This window comes from Marinobacter sp. CA1, from assembly GCF_020546665.1.
Lineage (GTDB): Bacteria > Pseudomonadota > Gammaproteobacteria > Pseudomonadales > Oleiphilaceae > Marinobacter > Marinobacter xestospongiae.
Genome location: NZ_CP071785.1, coordinates 1,924,074 through 1,948,488 on the forward strand (window position 1 = coordinate 1,924,074; position 24,415 = coordinate 1,948,488).

Annotated in this window: 25 protein-coding genes; 8 read left to right on the forward strand and 17 right to left on the reverse strand. The window is 60.1% G+C overall.

The window, feature by feature from the left end; translation table 11 throughout:
• Positions 1-42: 42 nt before the first annotated feature.
• Complete coding sequence (locus tag J2887_RS08880) at positions 43-687, reverse strand: TetR/AcrR family transcriptional regulator (protein ID WP_227175621.1); 645 nt, start codon at positions 685-687, stop codon at positions 43-45.
• A gap of 91 nt (positions 688-778) precedes the next feature.
• Here J2887_RS08880 and ttcA point away from each other — a divergent pair, with 91 nt between their 5' ends.
• Positions 779-1,699 (forward strand): tRNA 2-thiocytidine(32) synthetase TtcA, encoded by a 921-nt coding sequence (ttcA, locus tag J2887_RS08885; RefSeq protein WP_416381914.1) that lies wholly within the window; start codon positions 779-781, stop codon positions 1,697-1,699.
• A 75-nt stretch (positions 1,700-1,774) separates the two neighbouring features.
• Here the strand turns inward: ttcA and J2887_RS08890 are convergent, their stop codons facing one another.
• The 9 genes from J2887_RS08890 to ccoN form a co-directional block, all read right to left on the reverse strand.
• Positions 1,775-2,458 carry a sulfite exporter TauE/SafE family protein gene (locus J2887_RS08890; protein WP_227175625.1) on the reverse strand — a complete coding sequence of 228 codons (684 nt, stop codon included), beginning with the start codon at positions 2,456-2,458 and terminating at the stop codon, positions 1,775-1,777.
• Positions 2,458-2,703, reverse strand: a complete 246-nt coding sequence (gene ccoS, locus J2887_RS08895) for a cbb3-type cytochrome oxidase assembly protein CcoS (protein WP_227175630.1) — start codon at positions 2,701-2,703, stop codon at positions 2,458-2,460. The genes J2887_RS08890 and ccoS overlap by 1 nt, the downstream gene beginning before the upstream one ends.
• A gap of 38 nt (positions 2,704-2,741) precedes the next feature.
• Positions 2,742-5,189, reverse strand: coding sequence for a heavy metal translocating P-type ATPase (locus J2887_RS08900; RefSeq protein ID WP_227175632.1), 2,448 nt, complete (start codon positions 5,187-5,189; stop codon positions 2,742-2,744).
• Positions 5,186-5,704, reverse strand: coding sequence for a FixH family protein (locus tag J2887_RS08905; protein WP_227175634.1), 519 nt, complete (start codon positions 5,702-5,704; stop codon positions 5,186-5,188). The genes J2887_RS08900 and J2887_RS08905 overlap by 4 nt, the downstream gene beginning before the upstream one ends.
• Before the next feature lie 96 nt (positions 5,705-5,800).
• Positions 5,801-7,234: a cytochrome c oxidase accessory protein CcoG gene (gene ccoG, locus J2887_RS08910; RefSeq protein WP_227175636.1), complete on the reverse strand. Its 1,434-nt coding sequence runs from the start codon at positions 7,232-7,234 to the stop codon at positions 5,801-5,803.
• Positions 7,235-7,382: 148 nt separating this feature from the next.
• Positions 7,383-8,273, reverse strand: a complete 891-nt coding sequence (ccoP, locus tag J2887_RS08915; protein WP_227175637.1) for a cytochrome-c oxidase, cbb3-type subunit III — start codon at positions 8,271-8,273, stop codon at positions 7,383-7,385.
• Entirely contained in the window at positions 8,270-8,455 is a 186-nt protein-coding gene (locus J2887_RS08920) for a cbb3-type cytochrome oxidase subunit 3 (RefSeq protein WP_227175639.1), read from the reverse strand. Before J2887_RS08920 ends, ccoP begins: the two co-directional genes overlap by 4 nt.
• A 5-nt stretch (positions 8,456-8,460) precedes the next feature.
• Positions 8,461-9,069, reverse strand: coding sequence for a cytochrome-c oxidase, cbb3-type subunit II (ccoO, locus tag J2887_RS08925; protein WP_227175641.1), 609 nt, complete (start codon positions 9,067-9,069; stop codon positions 8,461-8,463).
• Positions 9,070-9,086: 17 nt separating this feature from the next.
• On the reverse strand, positions 9,087-10,517 hold the full coding sequence (ccoN, locus tag J2887_RS08930; protein ID WP_227175643.1) for a cytochrome-c oxidase, cbb3-type subunit I: 1,431 nt from the start codon (positions 10,515-10,517) through the stop codon (positions 9,087-9,089).
• A 382-nt stretch (positions 10,518-10,899) separates the two neighbouring features.
• Here ccoN and J2887_RS08935 point away from each other — a divergent pair, with 382 nt between their 5' ends.
• A complete protein-coding gene (locus J2887_RS08935) occupies positions 10,900-11,556 on the forward strand; it encodes an alpha/beta fold hydrolase (protein ID WP_227175645.1) in 657 nt (218 codons plus the stop codon).
• On the opposite strand, the gene J2887_RS08940 is transcribed toward J2887_RS08935, so the two are convergent.
• Positions 11,537-13,420, reverse strand: a complete 1,884-nt coding sequence (locus tag J2887_RS08940) for a sensor domain-containing diguanylate cyclase (RefSeq protein WP_227175647.1) — start codon at positions 13,418-13,420, stop codon at positions 11,537-11,539. The genes J2887_RS08935 and J2887_RS08940 overlap by 20 nt on opposite strands.
• Before the next feature lie 93 nt (positions 13,421-13,513).
• Between J2887_RS08940 and rlmM the strand changes: the two genes are divergently transcribed.
• The gene (gene rlmM / locus J2887_RS08945; RefSeq protein ID WP_227175649.1) at positions 13,514-14,590 is read left to right on the forward strand and encodes a 23S rRNA (cytidine(2498)-2'-O)-methyltransferase RlmM; all 1,077 of its coding nucleotides are present in this window, start codon (positions 13,514-13,516) and stop codon (positions 14,588-14,590) included.
• 40 nt (positions 14,591-14,630) lie between these two features.
• Here rlmM and J2887_RS08950 read toward each other — a convergent pair whose 3' ends face one another.
• The gene (locus tag J2887_RS08950; RefSeq protein ID WP_227175651.1) at positions 14,631-14,915 is read right to left on the reverse strand and encodes an antibiotic biosynthesis monooxygenase family protein; all 285 of its coding nucleotides are present in this window, start codon (positions 14,913-14,915) and stop codon (positions 14,631-14,633) included.
• Between the two features lie 147 nt (positions 14,916-15,062).
• Between J2887_RS08950 and tusA the strand changes: the two genes are divergently transcribed.
• Complete coding sequence (gene tusA / locus J2887_RS08955) at positions 15,063-15,302, forward strand: sulfurtransferase TusA (protein WP_227175652.1); 240 nt, start codon at positions 15,063-15,065, stop codon at positions 15,300-15,302.
• 27 nt (positions 15,303-15,329) lie between these two features.
• On the opposite strand, the gene dsbD is transcribed toward tusA, so the two are convergent.
• Complete coding sequence (gene dsbD / locus J2887_RS08960; RefSeq protein ID WP_227175656.1) at positions 15,330-17,240, reverse strand: protein-disulfide reductase DsbD; 1,911 nt, start codon at positions 17,238-17,240, stop codon at positions 15,330-15,332.
• 206 nt (positions 17,241-17,446) lie between these two features.
• Between dsbD and J2887_RS08965 the strand changes: the two genes are divergently transcribed.
• From J2887_RS08965 to pdxB, 3 genes are all read left to right on the forward strand, one after another.
• Positions 17,447-17,974, forward strand: coding sequence for an elongation factor P hydroxylase (locus J2887_RS08965; RefSeq protein WP_416381903.1), 528 nt, complete (start codon positions 17,447-17,449; stop codon positions 17,972-17,974).
• Positions 17,975-18,051: 77 nt separating this feature from the next.
• Positions 18,052-19,401, forward strand: a complete 1,350-nt coding sequence (locus tag J2887_RS08970) for a DEAD/DEAH box helicase (protein ID WP_227175658.1) — start codon at positions 18,052-18,054, stop codon at positions 19,399-19,401.
• A gap of 20 nt (positions 19,402-19,421) precedes the next feature.
• On the forward strand, positions 19,422-20,567 hold the full coding sequence (gene pdxB, locus J2887_RS08975; protein WP_227175659.1) for a 4-phosphoerythronate dehydrogenase PdxB: 1,146 nt from the start codon (positions 19,422-19,424) through the stop codon (positions 20,565-20,567).
• 41 nt (positions 20,568-20,608) lie between these two features.
• On the opposite strand, the gene J2887_RS08980 is transcribed toward pdxB, so the two are convergent.
• From J2887_RS08980 to J2887_RS08995, 4 genes are all read right to left on the reverse strand, one after another.
• Positions 20,609-20,791 carry a PA1571 family protein gene (locus tag J2887_RS08980; protein WP_227175660.1) on the reverse strand — a complete coding sequence of 61 codons (183 nt, stop codon included), beginning with the start codon at positions 20,789-20,791 and terminating at the stop codon, positions 20,609-20,611.
• A 119-nt stretch (positions 20,792-20,910) separates the two neighbouring features.
• The gene (htpX, locus tag J2887_RS08985) at positions 20,911-21,795 is read right to left on the reverse strand and encodes a protease HtpX (RefSeq protein WP_227176091.1); all 885 of its coding nucleotides are present in this window, start codon (positions 21,793-21,795) and stop codon (positions 20,911-20,913) included.
• Between the two features lie 134 nt (positions 21,796-21,929).
• The gene (locus tag J2887_RS08990) at positions 21,930-22,391 is read right to left on the reverse strand and encodes a hypothetical protein (RefSeq protein ID WP_227175661.1); all 462 of its coding nucleotides are present in this window, start codon (positions 22,389-22,391) and stop codon (positions 21,930-21,932) included.
• A 10-nt stretch (positions 22,392-22,401) separates the two neighbouring features.
• Positions 22,402-23,616: a pyridoxal phosphate-dependent aminotransferase gene (locus J2887_RS08995; protein ID WP_227175662.1), complete on the reverse strand. Its 1,215-nt coding sequence runs from the start codon at positions 23,614-23,616 to the stop codon at positions 22,402-22,404.
• A gap of 252 nt (positions 23,617-23,868) precedes the next feature.
• Between J2887_RS08995 and J2887_RS09000 the strand changes: the two genes are divergently transcribed.
• Positions 23,869-24,354, forward strand: a complete 486-nt coding sequence (locus J2887_RS09000) for a glutathione peroxidase (protein WP_227175663.1) — start codon at positions 23,869-23,871, stop codon at positions 24,352-24,354.
• The last annotated feature ends 61 nt before the right edge of the window (positions 24,355-24,415 follow it).

The following is a 24,415-nucleotide window of genomic DNA, read 5'->3' on the forward strand; positions in this document are numbered from 1 at the left end:
GGAAGTCATCGCTCTAGGTTAAGCCAGGGATGATGGTCCGGTCTATTGCAGCGTGGCCATTCGCTCCATGCCGCCGAGAAACAGTGCGGTGGCGAAGTGGGCGGCCTGTTCGGGCTCGTGCTGGCTGGAAGCCTCGTCATCGTGGGTTCGTCGGGCTACCCGCAGGCTGAGCTCATAGGCAACCCCGAAGAAGGCGGCGCAGAGGTATTCGACATCGACTTCAGGCAGCAGCTGCTGGTCGATGGCGCCCCGCACATCCTGCTCCAGGGAGCGCATTGCCAGGCCAAGTACGCCGGACCCAAACAGCTCCTTGATGGCCTGGTCATTGCGATGGGCCAGCTCATACACCAGCGGATCGTCGGCGGTGGCCTGGAACAGGGCGAGGTAAGTGGAGCGCACGAAGTCTTCGGTGGAGTTTGCGGCCTGTCGCTGTTCGCTGAGATTGCGGTTGAGCTGCTCCAGAAAGTCCTCGAGCAGTGCGATGAAGATGTCCTGCTTGCTGGCGAAATAGTTGTAGAAGGTGCCGGCCGCCAGCGGGGTGCGGCGGACGATGTCGCGGATGGTGGTGTTCTCAAAGCCTTTTTCACGGAAGCATTCGCGGGCGGCGGTGAGGATGGCGTTGCGGTTGTTGATGCGGTTGATTTCGCGCTTGCCTGGAACCCGGGAGGGCGTCTTCATCATATTCATGGTTGCATCCTGTCCTTGGATTGGTGGCGCGCGTATAATGCCCGCTCACTTTTTCTTACTGTATGTGTTGTTCGCTATGTCCGATGCCATCATGCCTGAAACCGCCTCCATCACTGACCCGTCTGAACCCCAGACCGAATCGCGGGGAGAAGCCGACCGCAAGCAGAAGCTGGAGCTGAACAAGCTCCAAAAGCGCCTGCGTCGGGAGGTGGGGCAGGCCATCGCCGACTTCTCGATGATCGAGGCCGGTGACAAGGTCATGTGCTGCCTCAGTGGCGGCAAGGACTCCTACGCCATGCTCGACATCCTGCTGAATCTGCAGAAGAGCGCACCGGTGTCGTTTGAGCTGATCGCCGTCAACCTGGACCAGAAACAGCCGGGTTTCCCGGAAGAGGTGCTGCCTGACTACCTGGCCAAGCTGGGGATCGAATACCACATCATTGAGAAAGACACGTACAGTATTGTTAAAGAAAAAGTTCCCGAAGGGAAGACCACCTGCGGGCTTTGTTCACGGCTTCGGCGAGGCATTCTCTACAATTTTGCGGAAGAGCACGGCGTTACCAAGATTGCCCTCGGTCACCACCGTGACGACATGCTGGAAACCCTGTTCCTCAACATGTTCTACGGCGGCAAGCTGAAGTCGATGCCGCCGGTGCTGCACAGCGACGATGGCCGCAATACGGTGATTCGCCCCCTGGCCTACGCCCGTGAGAAGGACATCGCCCGTTACGCCGCATTGCGGGAGTTTCCCATCATTCCCTGCAACCTGTGTGGCTCCCAGGAGAACCTGCAGCGTCAGGTGATCAAGGACATGCTGCAGGGCTGGGACCGGCAGCATCCCGGCCGGCTGGAGACCATGTTCCGGGCCCTGTGCAACGTTGAGCCGTCCCATCTGGCGGATACCGACCTGTTTGATTTCCGGAACGGGGAGCGCCGGGCAGGAACGGCTGCGGTCGGTAACGTTGAGCCGGAGGCACCGGACTTCGGTCGCCTGGATGTGCTCAATATCTGATTACGCTGTCGTTTCGCTGGCGAAGTGACGGCCGTACTGAGTGGAACCGCGGAATAGACGCTGAACGCTGGCTTTCTAGAACAGGCTGGCCAGTGGCAGCGTCCAGACTCCGAAAGCAATCAGCAGGATGCCGGAGAGCTGGCGGAAAGTGCGTTGCTGTTTCAGTCGTCGCAGGCTGTTGGCGGCAAAGCCCGTCGCCAGCATGGAAGGCAGCGTCCCCAGACCGAAACAGGCCATGGTCAGTGCCGCGGTGGTAACTGTCGGTTGCAAGGCCGCCCAACCCAGAGTGCTGTAGACCAGGCCGCAGGGCAGCCAGCCCCACAGTGCGCCAAGAGCCAGGGCCTGGCCGGAGTGGTGGACTGGCAGGAAACGCTTGGTCAGCGGCGACAGCCGGTTCCAGATCGGTCCTCCGAGTCGTTCCACGTAGCGGATGCCCTGCCACCACTGGCCCATCGACAGCCCCATCACGATCAGCAGCAGCCCCGCAAGGGTTCGCAGGACCGGTGCCAGCTGTGCCCACTGCGCGGCGGCGTTGGTACTGAGCAGCGCGATCAGTGTGGCCAGCAGCATGTAGCTGCCGATACGGCCTGCGTTGAACGCCAGCAGCATCAGGGTCTGCCGCCAGCGAAAGCCCTGGCCCACCGGCAGCGCCATGGACAGGGACGCACTGATTCCGCCGCACATTCCCAGACAGTGGGTGCTGCCCAAAAAGCCGATCAGAAAGGCGCTGGAATAGCTGAGGTACAACTCTGCCGCCATCAGCTTTTCGGTTCCTCCTCGGAGGAGTCGGTGGCATCGTCCCCGGCCTCTCGCTTGGCGGCCTGGCTCTTGTCGTCGGGACGGACATCCTCGGGAATCATATCGCGGTCGTCATCGTAGAGTATGCGGTGGGCGGGGCCCTCCAGATCGTCGTACTGACCGTTCTTGACCGCCCATGAGAACAGGATCGCGCCCACGGCGACGATGATCAGGGTCAGCGGCACCAGTATCAGCAGGATTTCCACACTTTCACCTCGTTAAAAAAGTCTCGTCCGGGACGGTATCAGGCTGCAGGGTTAACGCCAACCAGCGTGGTTTCGGTGTTGCCGGAATCGTCCTGGCGGCCCAGTCTCAGGGCATTCATCACCACCACCAGTGAACTCAGCGACATGCCAATGGCGGCCAGCCAGGGCGGGATCAGACCGGCGGCCGCCAGTGGCAGGGCGCACAGGTTGTAGCCCAGGGCCCAGGCCATGTTCTGACGGATTACCCGACGGGTCTTGCGACTGGTATCGATGGCCTGTTCCAACTGGCTGAGTTGGCCGTTCAGCAGTACGGCGTCTGCTCGCAGCTGGGTGAGGTCGGCGGCATTGCCCATGGCGACAGCCACTCCGGCGCCGGCCATGGAAGGCAGGTCGTTGAGACCGTCACCCACCATCATGATGTTGTGGCCGTCGGCGCGCAGTTGCTCCAGGCGGGCCAGCTTGTCTTCCGGTGTGGCCTGGCCCTGGGCTTCATCAATGCCCAACAGCTGGGCGATATGGTCGACATGGCCGGAGCGGTCGCCGCTCAGCAGCAGGGTGCGAATGCCCCGCCGCTGCAGGCTGGCGATGGCGGCACGGGCGTCATCACGGGGCTGGTCGTCCAGCACGAAGCGCCCCAGCACCTGGGTGTCTGAGGCCAGCCAGATCTCGATGCCCTGGTGGGAACCAACTTCCGGCAAAGGGGCCGATGTGTGGTCCTGGACGAACTCGCGATGGCCGATGGCGACGGTCTGCCGTTGCCATTGGCCGGTCAGGCCGCCGCCGACGTGGTTGCGGATGTCTGTCACGGGATACGGGCGGAAGCGGTGGAACACCTTGGCAATGGGATGCTCTGAGGCCTGCTCCAGTCCGGCGGCGACGCCGTTCAGGATATCCCGGTCCAGGGCTGCCATGGTTTCGCTGTGTACCAGTGACAGCTCGCCCTGGGTGAGGGTGCCGGTCTTGTCAAAAACGACGGTATCGATGTTGTTCAGGGATTCCAGGGTGTGTCCCCGGGTGGGCAGGAATCCCAGCTTGCGAAGTTTGACCGTTGCACTGGTAATGGCGGTCGGTGTCGCCAGTGAGAGGGCGCAGGGGCAGGTTACCACCAGCACCGACAGGGTGATATCGAAGGCCCGGTCTGAACCGGCCAGCCACCAGCCGATCCATACCAGTGGCGATATGATCAGGATGCGGCTGACAAAAACGCCGGCCACCCGGTCAGCCATGCGGGCAATGGCCGGCTTCTCTGACTGAACCCGGTCGAGAATGCGCAGGATGCCCGACAGACGGGTATTGGCACCGGTTTTCTCGACCCGCACGGTCAGCGGATTCTCGCCATTCACGCTGCCGGCATGGACCGCATCACCCGGCTGACGGGTTTCCGGCAGATACTCGCCGGTGAGCGCGGCTTCGTTGAGGGTGGAGTGGCCGCTGACGATGACGCCGTCCACCGGCAGGGTTTCACCGGGTTTCAGCCGAATGATGTCGCCGGTGGTCAGGTCATGGGTGGCCACCAGTTCGCTCTGGCCATCCGCTTCGCGGGTGGCGACGGACGGCTGGACCCCGGCAAGGGCATTGCCGGTGAGACCGGCCCGGTAGCGCGCCTGCATTTCAATGTACCGTCCCAGCGACAGCAGGAAGGTAAACATGCAGACCGACTCGAAATACACTTCCTCACCCCCGACTACGGTTACCCAGGCGCTGGCGGAATAGGCCAGGCCGATGGCGGTCGCAACGGGCACGTCCATGGTCAGGTGGCGGCTGCGGATGTCCCGCAGGGCATTGCGAAAGAACGGGCGGGCACTGTAAAAGACGACCGGCGTGGCGACCAGCAGGCTGAACCAGCGGAAGAACTGGACAAACTCGGGAGAGAGGTTGTTGATCAACTCAAAGTAGAGCGGGAAGGCCAGCATCATGCTTTGCATGGTGGCGATACCGGCGACACAGAGCCGGATCAGGGCGGAGCGCTTTTCCGCCCTCAGGGCCTGTTCGGCCTCGTCAGCCTGGTAGGGGCGGGCGCGATAGCCCAGCTCGTTGATGGCAATCAGTAGATCGCTCAGCGAGGCCTGGTCGGGGGACCACACCAACCGGGCGCGTTGGGTGGTGTGGTTGACGGTGAAGGACTGCACCCCCGGCCGCTGGCCAAGGTGGTTCTCCAGCAGCCAGATGCAGGCGGCACAGGTGATCCCTTCGATCAGCAGCTGAGCCTCCCGCCCCGCCTTGACCGAAGCGACAAAGCTTTGCTGCACCAGCGGATGATCAAACTCCCGCAACTGGGCAAGCTCGGTCTGAGACAGAATCCGCGGTGTGACGGCAGGCGCGGTCCGGTGCTGATAGAAGCCGTCCAGACCCTCCGCACGGATGGTCTGGCAAACCGATTGGCACCCCAGGCAGCAGAAGTGCCGGGTCTCACCGTCCAGTTCGAGGGTGATCGGCGGGTCGCCATCAGCTGGCTCGCCGCAGTGGAAGCAATCCAATGGAATCACCCGTCCTCGCTGGCTGCCGTCCCCAGGGCCATTGGCATTGCGGCGGGCAGCAGAATCTCACCCTTCAGGCGCCAGTCGTTATCCGGGCTGCGCAGGTCGAGGTACCAGCGACCGTTGATGTCGCGAGGCATGGCGGTGGTGTAGGCATGCTCAGACACCGGGTTGAGCTGAATGGTGCGGTCTTTCTCTTCCAGTGTTGGGTGAAACAGCTTGAGGATCAGATAGGGGTAGGACACCGCTGACTTGTCGCTGGACATGGTTACCCGGATCTCCTGTTCGCCGGAGAAATCAAGAACTGCGCCCAGGCCCAACTCCACCGCCTTGGTGTCGCGGGCCAGTTCCAGGTTGATGCTTTTTCCCTCCTTCGAGTAGTCATCCGTCACCATGGCGTTTTCGCTGGTAATGGCCATGGTGATCATGAATATGCACCAGATGATGGCGGCGGCGGGGAAAAACAGCAGGAACCAGAGCCAGGGTTGGCGGTACCAGGGGGCGACTGGGGTGTCATTGCTCATAACGAATTCTCTGTAGTGACGCGTTTACCGGTAAAAATCAGGCCGCCGGCACTAAGGCCGGCGGCGGTGTGACCAGGATTCTACCGGAAGGTTCGATTACTGGCTGGGTCCAACGAACCGGCTCTCGGTTTCAATGGTCAGCGATTCGTCCGTGAGCGACCGCATGGTGAATGTGATGGTGCTGTTGGTGTCGTGGATGGATTCAGGGTCCACTTCCACGACCGCAGGCAGCGACAGGTGTTCACCACTGGCGACGTTAACTTGTGCCTTGCTGGTCAAGGTCAGGGTGTCCAGCCCGCTGACCGACAGTTGGTAGGTTTGGGGAACCTCCGACATATTGGCTATTTTCAGGGTATAGGAGTTCTCGATCAAACCCCGGCCGTTGTAATTGAACAGGGCCCCGCGATCACGCAGTACGTCGAGTTCCGCCGGTACCCGTGTGGACAGGGTAAAGATAATGGCGGAAACCATCAGCGAAAGCACAATGCCGTAACCGAAGGTCCGCGGACGGAGCAACTTGGAGGTTTTGCCTTCCAGCTCATTTTCGGTGGTATAACGGATGAGCCCGCGGGGGTAGTTCATTTTGTCCATGACGTTATCACAGGCGTCGATGCACAGGGCGCAGCCGATGCACTCGTACTGCAGGCCGTCGCGGATATCGATGCCAGTGGGACAGACCTGTACGCACAGGCCGCAATCGATGCAGTCGCCAAGCCCCAGTTCCTCTTTGGCCGCAGTTTTCTTGCGGCCGCCGCGGGGCTCGCCCCGGCTCGGATCGTAAGACACGATGCGGGTGTTGGGATCAAACATCACGGACTGGAAACGTGCGTACGGGCACATGTAGAGGCACACCTGCTCCCGCAGCCAGCCGGCGTTGAGGTAGGTGGCGACGGTGAAGAAGGCGACCCAGAAGTAGGCCCAGCCGTTGGCCTGCAGGGTAAACAGGTCTGCAATCAGCTCGCGGATGGGGTAGAAATAGCCCACAAACGTCAGGCCGGTTGCCAGGGCAATCAACAGCCATGCGGTGTGTTTCAGGCTTTTCTTGACCACCTTCTCACGGGAGTTCTCGGACTTGTCCAGCTTCATCCGCTTGTTGCGGCTGCCTTCAATCCGCTCTTCCACCCACATGAAAATGAAGGTCCAGACGGTTTGCGGGCAGGTGTAGCCGCACCAGACCCGGCCAAACAGCGTGGTAATGAAGAACAGCCCAAAGGCGCAGATGATCAGCATTCCCGAGAGCAGGAAGAAATCCTTCGGATAGAAGGTGGCGCCGTAGAGGTGGAACTCGCGGGCGGGCAGGTCGAAGTGGATCAGGGGCTGCCCGTCAATGGTGATCCAGCAGAACAGAAAATACATTCCCATCAACCCCATCAGGCTGAAGAAGCGTATTCGCTGGAACAGGCCCTTTACTTCTTTGACGTAAATTTTCTTACGTTCGGCGTATAAATCGACGGTCTCTGCTTTTTTCTTGTTGTTGTCGGAGGCATCAGTCGAAGGATCGATTTGCTTAACCGGAATCTGACTGCTCATCATGACCTCCCAATCAGGGGCATGCCTCTTTTGGGCATTCTGTGGAATCCTCTCAAGCCTGGGCCTGCGATCGCCGGACTCAGGGTTCAAAAGACTCGGAAGGAGGGGAGGGCGCTGCCCCTGGGATCAGGGACAGCGACCGTTAGCCTTAGTTCGACAGGCTGTAGACGTAAGCGCCCAGAATGTGGATCTGGTCTTCGCTCAGACGTCCTTTCTGGGCCGGCATCTGGTTCTGGCGACCGTAGAGCACGGTCTCCTCAATACGGTCATAGGTGCTACCGTAGAGCCAGGTATTGTCGGTCAGGTTGGGGGCGCCCATGGCCTGCATGCCTTTGGCATCCTGGCCGTGACAGGCGGCACAGGCTTGCATGAAGACCTGCTCGCCAGCCTTGGCGGCTTCCGGATCACGGGCGCGATCACTGAAGCTCAACACGTAGTTGACCACCTGGTCGACCTGCTCGGAGTCCATGTTCGGCATCATGCCCTTCGCTGGCATGGCGCCCTGGCGGCCGTGAGTCAGGGTCTGGACGATGGTGTCAGGATCGCCACCGTACAGCCAGTCGTCGTCGGTCAGGTTGGGGAAACCAACCGCGCCGCGGGCGGCGGAACCGTGACAGACTGCGCAGTTGTTGGCGAACAGACGCTGACCCATCTTCATGGCATCTTCGTTCTGGGCCAGTTCGACGATCGGGGTGCTGCCGTACTGGGCGTAGATCTCGCCGTACTTGGCTTCCGCGACCTGAACTTCCTTCTCCCACTGGTTGTGTTGCGTCCAGCCGAGCAGGCCCTTGAAGTTACCCAGGCCGGGGTAGAGCGCCAGGTAGCCAAGGCTGAAGACACAGGTGCCGACGAACAGGTAGAACCACCACTTCGGCAGAGGGTTGTCGTACTCTTCGATGCCATCGAAAGAATGGCCGGTGGTACGCTCGGTTTCGGTGTCGGTGGTCTGGCTCTTGCGTGTTGCCCAAAGCAGCCACCAGCACCCAAAGATGGTACCGAGCACGATCGCACTGATCCAGATGCTCCAGAAGGTACTCATTGTTTCTTCTCCGTTCTGTCTTTCTCAAGGGTACGGCGATCGATCTCATCATCGTCGAAGGGCAGGTGTGCCGCTTCGTCATTCGACTTCTTGCGGCGGGCGCTGTACGCCCACCAGCAGATGCCGAGGAAAGCGATCAAGACCAGCAACGTATGGATGCCGCGTACCTCGTTAATATCCATCGGGATCACCGTTTGGTTGAAATCACAGTGCCGAGCTGCTGCAGATAGGCGACCAGCGCTTCGATCTCGAACTTGCCTTGCACCTGGTCAGCCGCGTTGGCGATCTGCTCATCGGTGTAGGGCACGCCCAGAGTCTGCATGGTCGTCAGCTTGGCTGCAGTGCCTGTGTGGTCGACCTTGTTCTCAAACAGCCAGGGGAATGCCGGCATGTTGGATTCAGGTACCACGCTGCGCGGATCAAACAGGTGCATCCGCTGCCAGGCGTCGGAGTAACGACCGCCAACCCGGGCCAGGTCCGGACCAGTCCGCTTGGAGCCCCACAGGAAGGGACGCTCGTAGACGAACTCGCCAGCCACGGAGTAGTGGCCATAGCGCTCGGTCTCGGCACGGAACGGACGGATCTGCTGGGTATGGCAGACGTGACAGCCTTCACGGATGTAGATGTCACGGCCTTCCAGTTGCAGCGGCGTCAGCGGTTCCAGGCCAGCCACGGGCTCGTTGGTTTCCTTGAGGAAGAACAGGGGCACAACCTCGACCAGGAAGCCGCCGCTGATCACCAGTACGATCAGCAGGGCCATCAGGCCGACGTTCTTTTCAATAATGTCGTGTCTCATTGGTCTCTCTACTCCTCTCAGGCAACCTGGGCCGCAGCGTTATCCAGGGCAACCGCGTCTTTCTGCTTGATGGTCTTGCGTACGTTGTAGGCCATGACCAGCATGCCAGAGACGAAGATCACACCACCCAGCCAGCGCACGAAGTAACCCGGGTAGGAGGCTTCCAGGGACTCGACGAAGCTGTAAGTCAGAGTGCCGTCGGCGTTTACCGCGCGCCACATCAGACCCTGCATGATGCCGTTGACCCACATGGCAACGATGTACAGAACGGTGCCGACAGTGGCCAGCCAGAAGTGCAGGTTGATCAGGGCGGAGCTGTACATTTCACGAACGCCCCAAAGTTTCGGGATCAGGTGGTACATGGCACCGATACTGATCATCGCAACCCAACCCAGCGCACCGGAGTGTACGTGACCGATGGTCCAGTCAGTGTTGTGGGACAGGGCGTTGACGGTCTTGATAGCCATCATCGGGCCTTCGAAGGTAGACATACCGTAGAAGGACAGGGAAACCACCAGGAAGCGCAGGATCGGATCGGTACGCAGTTTGTGCCAGGCACCGGAGAGGGTCATCATGCCGTTGATCATGCCGCCCCAGCTCGGAGCCAGCAGAATCAGGGACATAACCATGCCTGCGGTCTGTGCCCAGTCAGGCAGGGCGCTGTAGTGCAGGTGGTGACCACCGGCCCAGACGTAAGTGGCAATCAAAGCCCAGAAGTGAACGATGGACAGACGGTAGGAGTAAACCGGACGGTTGGCTTGCTTGGGAACGAAGTAGTACATCATGCCCAGGAAGCCGGCGGTCAGGAAGAAGCCTACCGCATTGTGACCCCACCACCACTGGATCATGGCGTCGGTGACACCCGCGTAAGCGGAGTAAGACTTGAAAGCGCTGACCGGAAGCGCCAGGTTGTTACCAACGTGGAGTACCGCAACCGTGATGATGAAGGCTCCGTAGAACCAGTTGGCCACGTAGATGTGAGGCGCTTTGCGCTTCATCACCGTGCCGAAGAAGACCGCGGCATAGGCCACCCAGACCAGGGTGATCAGGATGTCGATCGGCCATTCCAGTTCGGCGTATTCCTTGGTGGAGGTCAGACCCTGGGGCAGGGTAATAACCGCCGCCACCATAACAGCCTGCCAGCCCCAGAACGTGAACTGTGCAAGGCCATCCGAGAACAGGCGTGCCTGACAGGTCCGCTGGACCACGTAGTAGGAAGTTGCAAACAACGCACAACCACCAAAGCCGTAGATTACAGCGTTGGTATGCAGCGGCCGTAGACGGCCGAAGTGGGTAAAGGGCAGATCCAGGTTAACAGAGGGCCAGACGAGTTGTGCTGCAATCAGCACACCCAGGCTCATCCCGATAATACCCCATACCACTGTCATGATGGCGAACTGTCTCACCACCTTGTAGTTGTATGTCAGGTTTGGATTTACTGTGCTCATAGCCTTACCAATGGGTTTAGAGTGGGGAAGTATGCGGGCGCAAGTATGGAGAAAGCATGACATCATTGCAATGACTCAGGTCAAGTCACGACAGGCTGCCAAAGGTCTCTCAAATCAGCCACATGGCCGAATATTGCCAACCGGTATCGGCAAAAATCCGGACCTGTGAAAGCACCCCCTGTATAGATGCACTACGGATTTAATCCGGTGATCTACAGGTTCGTTCTGGAGCCCATAAAAAAACGGCCCTAAGCCTTTGAAAACACAAAACAGCTCCATCTGGTCGAACCCGGTGGGCCGCCATGGGGCGCGTTTTCAAAAGCGGGGCGTTATTCTTAGGCTCCTTATTAGAACCCACATGATAGTCGCTAATGGAGGTCAGGTGAACTCTACTGAAGCATATACGACCCGCGGCCGTGGCCCGAACTGCCATGGTACGCTGCTGTTGGCTCACGGTGCTGGAGCACCCGCTGACTCCTCTTTTATGACTACGCTGGCTGAGGCGATGGCGGATCAGGGGGTTACCGTCGTGCGGTTCGATTTCCCGTATATGCAACGGCGCAAGGCCGATGGTCGCAAGCGGCCGCCGGATCGGGCAGAGAAGCTGCTGACGTTCTTCAGGGAGCAGGTTGACCTTGCTCGGGAGGTTTCGGAGGGCGGTCCATTGTTTATCGGGGGCAAGTCCATGGGTGGGCGGATGGCCAGCCTGTTGGCCAGCGAATCTGAGATGGAGGGCGCGTTCAGCGGAGCAATCGGTTTTGGCTATCCATTTCATCCTCCGGGCAAGCTGGATCGCTGGCGAACCGATCACTTCCCGGCGCTTTGGACGAAGCTGTGCATCATTCAGGGTACACGGGACCCGTTCGGCAAGTTGGACGAGGTGGTGGAACATCTTGGCCGGAATCTACCGCTGGTGTTGCATTGGCTCGATGGCGGTAACCACGATTTTCAACCGCTCAAGTCGTCCGGGCGAACGCAGCAGCAATTGATCGAAGAGGCAGCGAGCCACGCTGCCCGGTTTATTCGTGGCTGCGATTAGTTGCCCTGTCGATCGATGACGGTGTGTTATCGGCGACCGCCAGTTGGTTTCGGCCGGCAGCCTTGGCCTGGTACAGAGCGTCGTCGGCCCGCTGGAACAGTTGTGCCGGTGTCTCGTCGTCTTGCAGCACGGCGACGCCGGCGCTCAGTGTCAGTTGAATGTGCAAGCCTTCCCGCTGGCCGGCGGGGCAGGATGCCAGACGTTGCAGGAACTGGTTGGTCACCTGCTGAGCGCCGGCAAGGTTGGTGTCGGGAAGCAGCAGCGCGAACTCCTCCCCGCCAAAGCGGGCAACCACATCCTGGGGCCGGTGGACGGCGTGCTTCAGTTCATCTGCAATGTGGCGAAGGCAGAGATCACCCACCGCGTGGCCATAGTGGTCATTGATGCGCTTGAAGTGGTCCGCATCCAGCAGTACCAGTGCCAGGGGGCGATGGTGTCTGCGAGTCTCGCGTATCAGTTCGGCGAGGCGTCCGTCGAGGTAGCGGCGATTGTGCAGGCCGGTAAGACTGTCCCGGGTAGACAATGCTTCCAGTCGCTGATTGGCGGCCTCAAGGTCACGCATGGCTTCCTGCAGTTGGGTTGTTCGTTCGGCAACCTCCCGTTCCAGGCGCATCTTGGCACGGTTTTCCGCAAGCCAAAGGCGTTTTTGCATATCACGCCAGCGCTGCACAATGGCGTAGTTCAGCAGCAGTACCTGGCCGCCTATCGCACTTTGCATGATCATCTCGTGCTGCAGGAAATCCGGGATATAGCCAAACGCCGCGAGGGCATAGGTGAGGGTGCCAAGCACCATCAGCGACCAGGACAACACATACCATTTGGCGTGGCTGTGGCCCTGCCGCCAGCGAATAACGCCGATAAAAAACAGACTGAAGATCAGTGCCAGGGCTGCAACCGTTATAATGGCGATGGCGTGGTTGTAGGGCAGAACCAGAGCCAGCACCAGCAGAGCACAGGCGATGCCGGTCTGGGCGGTCATCAGCCGCGAGGTAAGCGGGCTTTGCCGACGCACCTGCAAAAAGGAGCGCCCGAACAGGTTGATCGCCAGGGCGCACAAAGCCATGGACAGGGGGATGGCGGTATTGGCCAGCCAGGGGCTACCGGGCCACAGGTGCTGGTAAGCAAACCCGCCCATGGCAAACAGGAAAAGCCCCAGGGATGCCATATAAAAGGCGTTGAAAAAGTAGTAGCGGGTACCGGAGCTGATAAACAGCAGCAGGTTAAACAGGGCGAAGATAATCAGGGCGCCGTAGAACAGCCCATGTGTGAGGGTCAGCGTGTTGCTCTGCGCCACCAGTTCGTCGGGGGTAAGTAGTGACAACGGTAGGTTCAGTGCGCCCTGGCTGCTCAGTCGGACGTAGAGCGTAGCGGCTTCGCCCGCGTTGAGGCTGATCGGTACCAGGTAGTAACGGTAGTTGATGCCCCGGGCGTCAAAGGGGCGCTGGTCACCGGTTTCAATGACTGAGCTGCCATTGGCTTTGTGCAGGGTGAAGGAGACATAATCCACCGGTGCATAGTCCAGTGCCAGGTACCAGAAGCCTGGGGTTGGGCCATCATTCCTCAGGTTCAGCCGAATCCAGTATTCCAGTTGTGAGCGGGGGAATGCCAACTGCTCACCATTGGACGCCTGCCACTGCAGTTGGGCGGGGAGTTGGGAGGGAGTGATCTGCCGCCAGTCGCCCAGATCTGTCGGTTGAGACAGATAGCAGGTATGGTACAGCAGCCGATCACGCTGGACAGGGTCGTTGACCGACAGCAGGGGGCAGGGCGTGCTCTGGTTCCCTGTCGATAAAGGGTGATTGCCGGCACTTTGGCCGGATACCAGGCAGAGGCTGAGCAGGACCAGCCCGCGTAGTAGGGTCATAGCGGAAATGCCGTCGAGCAAAAACGCGCAGCGTATCAGGCGACCGTCAGCTTGTTCTGTTGCGCAGTATTCAATTATCAACATAGGTATGTCATGGGCCGCTTAGTATTGTTTTGTCGACCGGGTTTCGAGACCGATGCCGGACGTGAATTGACGGACATGGCCGCCCAGCGCGGTTGTTACGGTTACTTCAGTGTAGGCCCTGCCGGCGGCATCGTGGAGTTCCATCTGTCCGGTGGGGAGCGGGCGTCGGATCTGATGGCGCGGGTGTCGATTGACGAGCTGGTGTTCACCCGGGACTGGATCGAGGTGTTGACCGTGCTGGAGTTGCCGGCGGAGGATCGTGTCGGCGCGGTGATTGAGGCCCTGCGCTTGCCGGATGTGGCACTGCCACCCTGTGGGCGGCTGGAAGTGCGCTTGCCCGAAGGCCACGACGATGGTGATCTGGGGCGGTTTGCCCGCAAGTGGGTGGCGCCGCTGTCCAAAGGGTTGCGTGGTGCCGGCCTGATGCCCGCCGACCAGGACAGTCATGGTGACTACCGTCTGGAGATTCTGCTAACCGGCTTTGACCAGGCATGGGTGGGCATCAGCCGTGCCGCCAATCGGTCCCGCTTTCTCGGCGGTATTCCGCGCCTGCGGTTGCCGGCGTCTGCCCCCAGCCGGTCTGCATTGAAGCTGGAAGAAGCCTGGAAGGTTTTCTTTCCTGAGGAGCAGGCGCTGTTCTACCTGGGGGGAGGCAAGAAAGCGGTGGATCTCGGGGCCGCCCCGGGAGGTTGGAGCTGGCAGCTGGTCCGCCAGGGCATGATGGTGACTGCCGTGGACAATGGTCCGATGCAGGCGGAGTTGATGGCCACCGGCCAGGTTCAACACGTTGAAGCCGACGGCTACACTTGGCGACCTAAGCGGGGTGTGGACTGGATGGTCTGCGACATCGTTGACCATCCACGGCGAACCGCCAAAATGGCCGTTTCCTGGATCGTGGACCGGATGTGCCGTTACACCATCTTCAATCTCAAATTGCCGATGAAGAAGCGCTACGACGAGTGGCTGATCTGCCGTGAGCTGATTGAAGAGGCGTTATCGGAAACCGAGTTGAACTGGTTCTTCAAAGCGAGCCATCTGTATCATGACCGTGAGGAGATCACCTGTTTCATCGAGCGGCGGGACTGATTGCCTGGGTGGCGACGGGGAGGAGCCCCCTGAGGGCTCCCTAGCTTTGCATCAGGATGGTAATCTTTTCGTCCTGATCCATCATCGGGATAATCTCCGCCAGTAGATCCTTGCGTTCGTCGGAGTGGTACCAGCGGTCCCAGTCGGCGACCGAACGCCAGTTGGCCAGGGTGAGGCGATGATTGGGGTCGGTGGCATCGACCAGGGTCTCCCCGGAAATAAAGCCCGAGGCTCCGACGGCGTGTTGCAGGATTCGGCGGGAGCGTTCTTCGTAGGCGTCTTCGAGCGATTCAGCGATGTGGCGTTCAATGATGACTCGTATCATGGGCGTACCTCAGGTCTGGCCAACAAAAAAGAACCTATACCTCTAACTTAGCACGGATTTTCTGCCTCAGCCCGGGAGCTTGGGCCAACCTGCCGGCGGTGGGTTGTGGGCATGACGGCTCGCTGGCAGATCAATGGGAGAACTCACTTGGAAACACCAGCCTTTGCCGCTGAACTCGATGCACGCGGACTGTTCTGTCCTGAGCCGGTCATGATGCTGCACAACCGTATCCTGGACGTCGCTGCCGGCGAGGTTCTGAGGGTAGTGGCCACGGACCCGTCGACCACCCGGGACATACCCCGCTTTTGCCAGTTCCTGAGCCACGAACTGGTGTTGCATCAGGAAGTGGGCGGGGAATATGTCTATTTCATCCGTCGGGGGCAGTAGTTGGTTCCTGATTCCAACCGCTGGCACCTAGCCCTGCCGGGCTAGGCGAACTTTCTGCAGGTGAGCCAGGAACTGGTCCCGGTCCATTTCACCCAGTACCCGCAAGGACTGGGACTCCTCGCCGCTGGCTTCGTAGAACAGGATCGCTGGCGGACCAAACAGCCCCAGTTCGTTCAGCAGAGCTTGCTGTGACGGAGTGTTGTCGGTCAGGTCAATCTGCAGCAGGGTGTAGTCCGCCATGGCGCGATGCACTGCGGGATCGCTGAACACTTCCCGCTCCATGACTTTGCAGGAGATACACCAGTCGGCGTAGAAATCCAGAATCACCGGGCGATCATTGGCTGCGGCCGAGGCCAGCGCCTGACGAATGGCATCGGGGTCTTCCATGCGCTGGAAGCTGGATTCGACCGGAGCTTCGATGGTGGTAGTCGCAGCGCTGGCGGTGAATGGCGACAGCGGCTTCAGGGGATCATGGGCGCCGGCCAAAGCGCCCGCCAGCAGTGCAATGCCATAGCTGAACAGGATCAGGCCGCAGCCTTTCCAGGTGCGCTGCCAACCGGCTTTGGCGCCATCGAAGGCCCCCAGTTGCACGCCTGTTACCGCTGCCAGAGCGCCCCACAGTGTCAACGTCAGCCAGGCTGGCACCAGTCGCTCGACCAGCCAGATGGCAACCGCCAGCAGCATGATGCCATAGAACGACTTCACCACATTCATCCAGGGCCCAGTTCCGGGCAACAGGCGGCGACCGCCGACGGCGACCAGAATCAGTGGCACACCCATGCCCAGGCCCAGCGCGAACAGCGCCAGCCCACCGACCACCGCGTCCTGGGTGGTGCTGATGTAGAGCAGGCTGCCAGCCAGAGGAGCCGATACGCAAGGTGAGACCACCAGGGCCGACAACGCGCCAATACCGAAGATGCTGGCGACCCGGGACCCGGTCAGACGATGGCTGGCCTGATTCAGACGATCGCGGATGACAGCAGGCAATTGCAGGTCGTAGAGGTTGAACATGGACAGTGCAAACAGCACAAACAGAGTGGCGAACACCCCGAGAACCCAAGGCGACTGCAGTTGCGCCTGCAGATTGAAGCTGGCGCCAAGCAGCCCCGTCACCACGCCGGCGGCGGCGTATGTCAGCGCCATCCCCAGCACATAGCTCAGTGACAACAGCAGGGCATGCAGGGTGGTCTGGGTGTTCTGGCTGGAGACCAGTGATGAGATGATCGGCACCATTGGCAGCACGCAGGGCGTGAAGGTCAGCCCCAGTCCCAATAGCAGGAACAGTCCGGCAATGGCCCACAGCGGCTGGTTGGCCAGTACGCTGGCGAGTCCGGCCGCCGATTCGGTATCGCTGGCGCTCGGTTGAGGGGGCGTGGGCACCGCTGTTGAGGCCGCGGTGCTGGTTGCGCCGCCGGGGTAGTAGAGCACGTCCTGTGTTTGCGGAGGATAGCACAGGCCGGCCTCGGCGCAGCCCTGGTAGCTGACCTTGAGGTTGGCTTCCTGCCGGCCCGCCGGCAGCGTGACCGGAACGGTCACCGTAATCGGCTGGTAGAAGACGGTGACCTCGCCGAAATACTCATCCTCGGTGGCGGTACCCGGCAGCGAGTAGCTCGGCTTGCCCAGAATCACACCATCCTCCACCGCCTGGATGCTGATTCGGTCCTTGTACAGATAGTGCTTGGGCGCGATGTCCCATTGCAGGGTGATAGCGCCTCTTTCGCTGGAAAACCCGAACGGCAGCGCTTGATCGACCGGGAGGAAATCCTGGTTGCTGGTTTCGAACAGGGACGAGCCTCCCAGATCCAGCGCCCGAACCGGCAGTGACGCCAGTAAAAGCATAAATGCCAGAGTCAGGGTGCGGGTGAGCGAATGGGTCAGCGTCCGAAAGCCGGTTGCTGTGGCGGTGCCTGTGTTGATTGAAGGAGTTGCCGGGGACATATCAGCTGCTTAGTCTGCCTGTTCCATGAATGTAGGGGCGTCAGGGTGGGCCTGCCCATGGGAATCGACCGGTGGACCCGGTGCCGGTCGGAAAGTTCCGCGCGGGGATTGTTGCGGGTTTCGGTGTTGCTGTCGAGGCACTGGTATTGTGTCGGTTAAAGTCGCACAATAGCCGTCGCATGAATCACCACCCGAACGATCTTATCATGCTGTTCAACGACCTGTTCCGGGAAACTTACCGGACAATCCTGGTCCGGGGCAGCGACGAACCCGAATACCTGCCGGCCACCGGCTCTGATCAGCCGGCCCAGGTTATCTTTGCCCATGGCTACTTCGCCAGTGCGCTCCATGAAATCAGTCACTGGTGTATTGCCGGCGAAGAACGTCGCAGACAGGTTGACTACGGCTACTGGTATTGCCCTGATGGGCGCACTGCCGAACAGCAACAGGCGTTCGAAAAAGTGGAGATCAAACCCCAGGCGCTTGAGTGGCTGTTTTCCGTGGCCGCCGGATTCCGCTTCCACATCAGTGTTGATAATCTGTCAGGAAATGGCGCCGCGGATGAGCTGGGGTTTCAGCGCAATGTAAGGGAACAGGCCAATCGCTACCTGATCCACGGCCTGCCTCGAAGGGGCGCGGCCTTTTTCGACACACTTTTGAACTTCTACGGTACCCGACCGAGGTTTGACGCCGCCTGGGCGGCGGCTCTTCCTGAGCGGTTGCGGGATACCTGAGACCCGACCTCCAACAGGCGCGGCCAACAGGCCGGCGCTGGCCCGGGTTCTCCCGACTGCAAGGTATTAGTACGCATATGACAACATCCAATCCGCAACCGGCCGCTGAGGCCAGTGTTGAACCTGAAACGACAACCCCGGCCAAACCCGGTAGCGATAAAGGCATTGCCTTCAAGGATCTCAAGCTCGATCAGCGCCTGCTGGATGCCATCACCGAAATCGGTTTCTCTCACTGTACCCCGATCCAGGCCGAAACCCTGCCGTTTACCCTGGCCTGTGAAGACCTGATCGGTCAGGCGCAAACCGGCACCGGCAAGACCGCCGCCTTCCTGATTACCGCGATCCAGAGCATGCTGGAAGTGCCCATCGACAAGAAAGATCGCTTCGCCTCCGAGCCCAGGGTGCTGGCGCTGGCACCCACCCGGGAGCTGGCAATGCAGATCGCCAAGGATGCCGAGCAGCTGTGCGCCCATACCGGCCACAATGTGGTGACGGTGGTGGGGGGTATGAACTACGACAAACAGCGGGATCAGCTGCAGAATGAGATCGTCGATATCCTGGTGGCGACGCCGGGACGGTTGATCGACTTTCTGGGGTCTCAGGATGTGTTCCTGGACCAGCTCGACCTGCTGATTCTGGACGAAGCAGACCGCATGCTGGACATGGGGTTCATCCCGGATGTGAAGCGCATCATCCGCAAATGTACGCCGAAGGAAGAGCGCCAGACCCTGCTGTTCAGTGCCACCTTCAACCAGGATGTGCTCAACCTGGCGTCGATGTGGACGCGAAATGCCGAGTTCGTCGAGATTGAGCCGGAGCAGAAGACTGCGGAGCGGGTCAAGCAGACCGTGTACCTGGTGTCGGAAGATGAGAAGCTCACCGTGCTGGTGAATTACTTCAAGCGGGATGGCGTTGACAAAGCCATTGTGTTTGCCAACCGCCGTGACCAGTGCCGGGATCTGGAAGAGAACCTGCGCAATCAGGGTGTGAAAGTGGCGATGATGTCGGGCGAGATTGCCCAGAACAAGCGCCTGAAAACACTGGACCAGTTCAAGCGTGGCGCGATCCAGGTGCTGGTCGCGACCGATGTCGCAGGCCGGGGGATTCACGTCGATGGGGTGACCCACGTGTTCAACTACAACCTGCCGGAGAACGCCGAGGACTACGTCCACCGCATTGGCCGCACGGGGCGGGCGGGGCAACACGGCATCTCCGTCAGTCTGGCGGGGGAGGACGATTCCTTCTCGTTGCCGGCGATTGAAACCTACATCAGTCAGAAGCTGACGGCGACCGTGCCGGAAGAGGATCTGACCACGCCACTGGAGAAGCCGCCGCTGGCGAAACGTCGAGGTCGTCGACCATCCGGAGGTCGCCCCTCGGGCGGGCGCTCGTCCGGTGGCCGTAACTCGCGTCCACGCAGGAACTGAGACCTAGGGAAGACCATCGCATGTTGATCGTAGCCGATGAGAATATTCCGTTACTCGACTCGTTTTTCGCCGAGGTCGGGGAGATCCGCCCGGTGGCCGGTCGGGCCATGACCGCCGACGATGTGCGGGATGCCGACATCCTGCTGGTGCGTTCGGTCACCCAGGTCAATGAGGCATTGCTCGCTGGCAGCCGGGTGAAGTTTGTCGGTACGGCAACCATCGGCACCGATCACGTTGATATTGACTGGTTGGCGTCCCAGGGCATTGCGTTCTGTGCCGCGCCAGGGTGCAACGCCAACAGTGTGGTGGAGTACGTGCTCAGTGTGATTTCCCTTCATGCCGAGCGGCGGGGTATGGCGAACTGGTCTGACCTGAGTGTGGGCATTGTCGGTGTTGGCAATGTTGGCGGTGAGCTGGCCCGCAAGCTGGAACGGCTGGGGTTCTCGGTCAAACGCTGTGATCCGCCCCGGGCGGAACAGGAGGAGGGGGAGTTTGACTCCCTGGAGGAAGCTCTGGCCTGTGATGTGGTGAGTCTCCACACGCCACTGACGGACCAGGGCAAGCACCCGACCTGGAAACTGATTGATCGAGCGCGTTTGAGCCTTCTGGCTGAGCATCAACTGTTGATCAACAGCGGCCGTGGCGAAGTCATTGATGGTGAGGCGTTGCTTGAGTGTCTGGATCGGAGTGAGGCGCCGACCGTGGTTCTGGATGTCTGGCCGAATGAGCCGCGGATTTCCGTTGAGCTTGCCAAGCGCGTATGGCTGGCAACGCCTCACATCGCGGGCTATAGCCTCGAAGGTAAAGTTCAGGGCACCGAGACCATCTACCGGGCTGTCTGCCGTTTCCTGGGTCTGCCTGCCCGCAAGAAAGCGGGGCAGTTCCTGCCCGAGCCGGCCATGAACAAACTGGCTTTCACCAGTTCCGCAGAGGCAGTGCCGGCGGCCTATACCGCGATCCGTGCCTGCTACGATCCACGCCGGGATGATGCCAATCTCCGCCGAGCCCTGGCGTTACCGGAGAGTGAGCGTGCGGTGGCATTCGACAACCTGCGCCGGGACTATCCGGTGCGGCGGGAATTCTCCAGCGTTAAAATCCAGCTCAAAGGCACCAGTAAATCCCTGCAGGACACCTTCAAGGGATTGGGCTTCAAGCTGAAGCTGTGATGGACGTTCCCGATACCGGGAGCGTTTCAGATCCCCGGCCCTCAGGCGCTTTTTCGGGGGCGGTGCAGGGTGGCCTCGGCCGATTGCAGGAGGGTTTCCAGTGCGCGCTGGACCATGCGATCAGTGATGGGCACTTCGCGTCCGTCTGACAACACCAGTGCCGCGCCATTCATCCAGGGTTCCGGATTCTGTTTCTGCTGTATCACCGTTTTGCCCTCTCTCATCGTGGTGTCTACCGACAACCTATCGAGGCAAGATGACGTTGTTATGACGGCATGACTGTTTTGACGGTTATGACGGGCGCCGGGCCGATGCCGCCGGGGCGGCAACGGCTCAGATGAGGTTACAGTTTGGCGTTCTGCAACGCCGCGATGCGTTCCTCCAGTGGCGGGTGCGTCATGAACAGGGCCGAGAGGCCGCCGCGCTGCCCCTTGTTGATGGCAAAGGCCTGGAGCGAATCCGGCATCTGGTCCGGTACTTCGCTGTCGCGTTTCAGCCGGTTGAGGGCGTTGATCATGGCCTGGCGTCCTGCCAGTTGTGCGCCCGCAATATCGGCCCGGAACTCCCGCCGTCTGGAGAACCAGAACACAATGGTGCTGGCGAGAATACCCAGTACCACCTCAGCAATCATGCTAACCACGAAAAAGCCAATACCGTGACCGCCTTCGTTGCGGAACACCACCCGGTCCACCACCGAGCCGATGACCCGGGCGGCGAAGATCACGAAGGTGTTCACCACTCCCTGAATCAGTGCCAGGGTCACCATGTCGCCATTGGCCACGTGGCCAATCTCGTGACCGAGAACGGCGCGAATCTCATCCTGATCCATGCGTTGCAACAAGCCCTGACTTACCGCCACCAAGGCCTGGTTGCGATTCCAGCCAGTGGCAAAGGCGTTGGCCTGACTGGCCGGAAAGATGGCAACTTCCGGCATGCCGATGCCGGCTTTGCGGGATAGCTCGGCGACGGTCTCTACCAGCCAGCGTTCGGCCGGTGAGCGGGGCTGTTCAATCACCTTGGCGCCGGTGCTCCATTTTGCCATGGGCTTTGAGATCAGCAGTGACACGATCGAGCCGGCAAAGCCGAACACGGCCGCAAACGCCAGCAAAGAGCCGTACTGAATGCCGTTGTGGGCCAGGTAGCTGTCGACCCCAAGCAGTTTCAGGGTGATGCTCGCCACCACGATGACCGCCAGGTTGGTCGCCAGGAACAACAGAATTCTCATCAGGATTTCCTCAATAGGACAGATCGTTTCTCTGACCGGATATCGGGGTCCGGGTTTCCGGCTTCAAGGGGCCTTACGGGAATTTAAGTAGTGTTTCGCAAGAGGGACAGGGAGCCGGGGAAGGGCTCCCGGAGGGGCTAGTGGCTGTCCTGGAAAAAAATAGCCTGCATCACCTGGCTGACCTGGGCGGAGTTACCGCCGCGGATGGTTTCGCGAATGATGTGGACGTGGGTGGAAAAATCCTCCCGCACGGACGGGGGGATGGATTCGTCCGCTACCTGTTGCGGGGCAAACCGGTCGATCAACTCGGCACTGGCCTGGGCGCTCAGCCGGGTGAAGGCCCTATGACTGAGTACCGCCTGATCCAGGGCTTCCTGGCGGATGGTGTCGACGTAGCGCACGTAGCCCTCTTCCGCCAACCACAAAAGGCTGCCGAAGCAGGCCATGTGGCGGCGGCTGTGAAGCCCGAATTCATCGGCCTGGTCCGGCCCGGCAATGTCTTCGACAAACAGGTTCACCCGTCGCGGGAAGGCATTGTAGAGCTGGACCAGCGCAATCGCGGTGTCTTTGTAGAATTCCTCGATGTGAATATCTGCCATGCCGAATCCGTTACTGGCTGTATTTGGACAGGAAGTTCGCCAGCCGCGTCATGGCATCTTCCAGCGCATCGGCCCGGGGCAGGAACACGACACGAAGGTGCTGCTTGTCGTCGACATTGAAGGCGGAACCCTGCACCAGCAGGATACGTTCCTGCAGCAGCAGGTCCAGGACCAGCTTCTCATCGTTGGCAATCGGGAACCGCTTCGGGTCCAGTTTCGGGAACAGGTAGAGCGCGCCCATCGGTTTGACGCAGCTGACGCCGGGAATGTCGTTGAGCATGCGCCAGGCGATTTCCCGTTGTTCGTAGAGCCGGCCACCAGGCACCACCAGATCGTTGATCGACTGGTAGCCGCCGAGGGCGGTCTGGATGGCGAGTTGTGCGGGTACGTTCGAACACAGCCGCATGTTGGACAGCATGTCGATGCCTTCGATCAGATCCTTGGCCCGGTGTTTGGCTCCGGAGATGATCATCCAGCCGGAACGATAGCCTGCAGCGCGGTAGTTCTTGGACAGGCCGTTGTAGGTGAAGAACAAGACGTCGTCGGCCAGCGAGGCGGGTGATACATGGACGGCGTCGTCATAGAGGATCTTGTCGTAGATCTCGTCACACAGCACGATCAGGTTGTGCTGGCGGGCCAGCTCGATCACCTGTTCCAGCAGCTCGCGGGAGTAGACCGCCCCGGTAGGGTTGTTGGGGTTGATCAGAACGATTGCCCGGCTGCGGGGAGTGATCTTTTTCTTGATATCGTCGATGTCCGGGAACCAGTTCTGGGACTCATCGCAGTGGTAGTGTACCGGTTTGCCGCTGGACAGGGTCACGGCTGCGGTCCAGAGCGGGTAGTCCGGCGCCGGAATCAGGACCTCATCACCAGTATTGAGCAGCGCCTGCATCGACATCACGATCAGCTCCGACACGCCGTTACCCAGGTAGATATCGTCAATATCGACCTTGTCGATGCCGCGCTGCTGGCAATAGTGCATCACCGCCTTGCGAGCGGAGAACAGCCCTTTGGACTCCACGTAGCCCTGGGCCTGGTGCATGTTGTAGATGACGTCCTGCTGGATTTCCTCCGGTACGTCCAGTTCGAAGGTGGCCGGGTTGCCAATGTTGAGTTTCAGTACCCGGTGGCCTTCTTCTTCCAGTCGACGCGCTTCACGCAGAACCACGCCACGAATTTCATAACAGACATTATCGAGCTTGGCGGATTTCTGGTAGTTCTGCATAGCGATCGGATTCCCGTTGCTGAGAGTGAAAGTATCTATTCTATCGGAGCGGAACAGCCCGGCAATAGGGGGATAGTGATCAATTGTGGCAAAAAAAGTACAGATGCCAGGAAGTTAACCGGAACAGTCGGCAAAACTGGCCCAAAATACATTGTGCGAAATATAATAGTGCATAATATGGGCGTGGAGTTGCCAGGTACCCCGGTTGTCTGTCGGAGCGTCTGACACATCAAAACCAACAAGGAGGCCGCCATGGGCGTCGCATCGATCTACGATATTGAAGTACAGGACATCAAGGGCCAGAGCCATGCCATGTCTGAGTTCGAAGGCAAGGTAATGCTGATCGTCAACACCGCCAGCAAGTGTGGTTTCACGCCCCAGTTTGAGGGACTGCAACAGTTGCATGATGCCCTGGCGGACCGGGGGCTGGTGGTACTGGGCTTTCCCTGCAACCAGTTCCGCAACCAGGACCCCGCCGATAACGACGCCATCAGTCAGTTCTGCAGCCTCAACTACGGTGTCGATTTTCCGATGATGGCGAAGATTGATGTCAATGGACCCGATGCCCACCCGCTGTACCGGTTCCTCAAATCCGAGGCCAAAGGTTTGTTGGGGTCGGAGCAGGTGAAGTGGAACTTCACCAAGTTCCTGGTTGACCGCAAGGGCCGGGTGGTTAACCGTTATGCGCCAACCACCAAGCCGGATGCCATTCGCCAGGACATTGAGAAGCTGCTGTGAGTGAGCCGCCAGTTACGCCCGAGGGGGTCGAGAACACCGTGCTGGCGCTTGATAATCAGCT

Bases quoted from the DNA above. Each gene is read 5' to 3' on its own strand.
- J2887_RS08880 (WP_227175621.1), bottom strand. From the start codon at position 687: ATGAATATGATGAAGACGCCCTCCCGGGTTCCAGGCAAGCGCGAAATC.
- ttcA (WP_416381914.1), top strand. From the start codon at position 779: ATGCCTGAAACCGCCTCCATCACTGACCCGTCTGAACCCCAGACCGAA.
- J2887_RS08890 (WP_227175625.1), bottom strand. From the start codon at position 2,458: ATGGCGGCAGAGTTGTACCTCAGCTATTCCAGCGCCTTTCTGATCGGC.
- J2887_RS08905 (WP_227175634.1), bottom strand. From the start codon at position 5,704: ATGAGCAATGACACCCCAGTCGCCCCCTGGTACCGCCAACCCTGGCTC.
- ccoG (WP_227175636.1), bottom strand. From the start codon at position 7,234: ATGAGCAGTCAGATTCCGGTTAAGCAAATCGATCCTTCGACTGATGCC.
- ccoP (WP_227175637.1), bottom strand. From the start codon at position 8,273: ATGAGTACCTTCTGGAGCATCTGGATCAGTGCGATCGTGCTCGGTACC.
- J2887_RS08920 (WP_227175639.1), bottom strand. From the start codon at position 8,455: ATGGATATTAACGAGGTACGCGGCATCCATACGTTGCTGGTCTTGATC.
- ccoO (WP_227175641.1), bottom strand. From the start codon at position 9,069: ATGAGACACGACATTATTGAAAAGAACGTCGGCCTGATGGCCCTGCTG.
- ccoN (WP_227175643.1), bottom strand. From the start codon at position 10,517: ATGAGCACAGTAAATCCAAACCTGACATACAACTACAAGGTGGTGAGA.
- J2887_RS08940 (WP_227175647.1), bottom strand. From the start codon at position 13,420: ATGACCCTACTACGCGGGCTGGTCCTGCTCAGCCTCTGCCTGGTATCC.
- rlmM (WP_227175649.1), top strand. From the start codon at position 13,514: ATGGGCCGCTTAGTATTGTTTTGTCGACCGGGTTTCGAGACCGATGCC.
- J2887_RS08950 (WP_227175651.1), bottom strand. From the start codon at position 14,915: ATGATACGAGTCATCATTGAACGCCACATCGCTGAATCGCTCGAAGAC.
- dsbD (WP_227175656.1), bottom strand. From the start codon at position 17,240: ATGTCCCCGGCAACTCCTTCAATCAACACAGGCACCGCCACAGCAACC.
- J2887_RS08965 (WP_416381903.1), top strand. From the start codon at position 17,447: ATGCTGTTCAACGACCTGTTCCGGGAAACTTACCGGACAATCCTGGTC.
- J2887_RS08970 (WP_227175658.1), top strand. From the start codon at position 18,052: ATGACAACATCCAATCCGCAACCGGCCGCTGAGGCCAGTGTTGAACCT.
- pdxB (WP_227175659.1), top strand. From the start codon at position 19,422: ATGTTGATCGTAGCCGATGAGAATATTCCGTTACTCGACTCGTTTTTC.
- J2887_RS08980 (WP_227175660.1), bottom strand. From the start codon at position 20,791: ATGAGAGAGGGCAAAACGGTGATACAGCAGAAACAGAATCCGGAACCC.
- J2887_RS08990 (WP_227175661.1), bottom strand. From the start codon at position 22,391: ATGGCAGATATTCACATCGAGGAATTCTACAAAGACACCGCGATTGCG.
- J2887_RS08995 (WP_227175662.1), bottom strand. From the start codon at position 23,616: ATGCAGAACTACCAGAAATCCGCCAAGCTCGATAATGTCTGTTATGAA.
- J2887_RS09000 (WP_227175663.1), top strand. From the start codon at position 23,869: ATGGGCGTCGCATCGATCTACGATATTGAAGTACAGGACATCAAGGGC.